Below are 2,280 nucleotides of genomic sequence, written 5' to 3' on the forward strand. Positions count from 1 at the left end.
CTTTCTGACTGTTGCTCGCCACGGCAGTGACAAGAAAGTGAGCCCCACAACACCACACGGACAACCCCTGCCGGGTATCACATCCGCATGGTTTAGCCTCATCCGCTTTCGCTCGCCACTACTCACGGAATCACAATTGTTTTCTCTTCCTGCGGGTACTGAGATGTTTCACTTCCCCGCGTTCCCTCCACACACCCTATATATTCAGGTGCGGGTAACACGACATCACTCGTGCTGGGTTTCCCCATTCGGAAATCCTCGGATCTCAGCTCGGTTGACAGCTCCCCGAGGCTTATCGCAGCCTCCTACGTCCTTCATCGGCTCCTGGTGCCAAGGCATCCACCGTACGCTCTTAAACACTTACTAACAAAGATGCTCGCGTCCACTGTGCAGTTCTCAAACAACACACCCGACTCGAACGAACCCACCACCACGACCACCCCGAAGAGTGCGGTCTGCGTAGCATCCGAACCGGATCATGTATTCGCCTAGAAAGAAACACTCGCGTGTTCTCTCAGGACCCAACAGTGTGTCGATATATCCCACCGCCAACCAGTCATGAAACCAGTTGATACCGCGGAAGAAAGTGTCAGCGTTCCACCCATGAGCATCCGCAGTCCCACAGACGAGGACTCAACGGTCTCTGGCACCAGCGTTTACCATCCCCGACTCTTCGGGGTGCCGTGCAGAAGTGCTCCTTAGAAAGGAGGTGATCCAGCCGCACCTTCCGGTACGGCTACCTTGTTACGACTTCGTCCCAATCGCCAATCCCACCTTCGACGGCTCCCTCCCACAAGGGGTTAGGCCACCGGCTTCGGGTGTTACCGACTTTCATGACGTGACGGGCGGTGTGTACAAGGCCCGGGAACGTATTCACCGCAGCGTTGCTGATCTGCGATTACTAGCGACTCCAACTTCACGGGGTCGAGTTGCAGACCCCGATCCGAACTGAGACCGGCTTTAAGGGATTCGCTCCACCTCACGGTCTCGCAGCCCTCTGTACCGGCCATTGTAGCATGTGTGAAGCCCTGGACATAAGGGGCATGATGACTTGACGTCGTCCCCACCTTCCTCCGAGTTGACCCCGGCAGTCTCTCACGAGTCCCCGCCATTACGCGCTGGCAACATAAGATAAGGGTTGCGCTCGTTGCGGGACTTAACCCAACATCTCACGACACGAGCTGACGACAGCCATGCACCACCTGTACACCGACCACAAGGGGGCCTACATCTCTGCAGGTTTCCGGTGTATGTCAAACCCAGGTAAGGTTCTTCGCGTTGCATCGAATTAATCCACATGCTCCGCCGCTTGTGCGGGCCCCCGTCAATTCCTTTGAGTTTTAGCCTTGCGGCCGTACTCCCCAGGCGGGGTACTTAATGCGTTAGCTACGGCACGGATCCCGTGGAAGGAAACCCACACCTAGTACCCACCGTTTACGGCGTGGACTACCAGGGTATCTAATCCTGTTCGCTACCCACGCTTTCGCTTCTCAGCGTCAGTTACTTCCCAGAGACCCGCCTTCGCCACCGGTGTTCCTCCTGATATCTGCGCATTTCACCGCTACACCAGGAATTCCAGTCTCCCCTGAAGTACTCAAGTCTGCCCGTATCGCCTGCAAGCTCACAGTTGAGCTGTGAGTTTTCACAGACGACGCGACAAACCGCCTACAAGCTCTTTACGCCCAGTAATTCCGGACAACGCTCGCACCCTACGTATTACCGCGGCTGCTGGCACGTAGTTGGCCGGTGCTTCTTCTACAGGTACCGTCAGTTTCCCTTCGTCCCTGTCGAAAGAGGTTTACAACCCGAAGGCCGTCATCCCTCACGCGGCGTCGCTGCATCAGGCTTTCGCCCATTGTGCAATATTCCCCACTGCTGCCTCCCGTAGGAGTCTGGGCCGTGTCTCAGTCCCAGTGTGGCCGGTCACCCTCTCAGGTCGGCTACCCGTCGTCGCCTTGGTGAGCCGTTACCCCACCAACAAGCTGATAGGCCGCGGGCCCATCTCGCACCGATAAATCTTTCCACCCACCAGCATGCACCAGCAGGTCCTATCCGGTATTAGACCCAGTTTCCCAGGCTTATCCCGAAGTACGAGGCAGATCACCCACGTGTTACTCACCCGTTCGCCGCTCGTGTACCCCGAAGGGCCTTACCGCTCGACTTGCATGTGTTAAGCACGCCGCCAGCGTTCGTCCTGAGCCAGGATCAAACTCTCCGTTGAAGACTCACAACCACACCCCTTGAAGAGGTGCAATCAAAAGTATGAACCAGAGTCCGAAA

The 2,280-nt window shown here is 56.7% G+C and carries 2 rRNA genes (1 of these 2 only partly in view); both read right to left on the minus strand.

Going from position 1 to position 2,280, the window contains the following annotated elements:
- Positions 1–366: ribosomal RNA gene (locus AB0H00_RS31690) — 23S ribosomal RNA — on the minus strand; it reaches 2,871 nt to the left of the window's first position.
- A gap of 336 nt (positions 367–702) precedes the next feature.
- Positions 703–2,221, minus strand: a 16S ribosomal RNA gene (locus tag AB0H00_RS31695).
- Together the 16S and 23S rRNA genes form the textbook arrangement of a ribosomal RNA operon.
- Positions 2,222–2,280 lie beyond the last annotated feature (59 nt).

The sequence above is a fragment of the Nocardia sp. NPDC023852 genome (assembly GCF_040639505.1).
In the GTDB taxonomy this organism is placed as follows: domain Bacteria; phylum Actinomycetota; class Actinomycetes; order Mycobacteriales; family Mycobacteriaceae; genus Nocardia.